This is a genomic window from Psychrobacter sp. TB20-MNA-CIBAN-0197 (assembly GCF_040309765.1).
Taxonomy (GTDB): domain Bacteria; phylum Pseudomonadota; class Gammaproteobacteria; order Pseudomonadales; family Moraxellaceae; genus Psychrobacter; species Psychrobacter submarinus.
This window is the reverse complement of sequence record NZ_JBEOPC010001404.1, coordinates 1-235: the sequence shown is the minus strand read 5'-3', so window position 1 is coordinate 235 and position 235 is coordinate 1. Positions and strand designations below refer to the sequence as shown.

At 58.7% G+C, this 235-nt stretch carries 1 protein-coding gene; it reads left to right on the top strand.

Features of this window, described 5'->3' with window-relative positions; all coding sequences use genetic code 11:
- Positions 1 to 235 (top strand): LysR substrate-binding domain-containing protein (locus tag AAEY83_RS18575; protein WP_351061655.1); only part of this gene is annotated, 235 nt, incomplete at both ends.

The window sequence follows — 235 nt, the reverse complement described above, 5'->3', positions numbered from 1 at the left end:
GGCCTGGGCATCCGCTCTATGACAGCCCTTCGGTGTTGACGTCGACGGAATTGGCTTCACTGGATTTCGCCTTGCTGGCGCCGGGCTTCATTACGCGGTTATTGGTGGATGAGTATTTCCGTGAGCACGGGATTACGCCGCAGGTGCGGATTGAAGTGAATTCGGTGAGTACGTTGCTGGAAGTGGTGCGGCATGCGCCGCTGGCGACTATGTTGCCCGAGGCGATTGCCAGCGA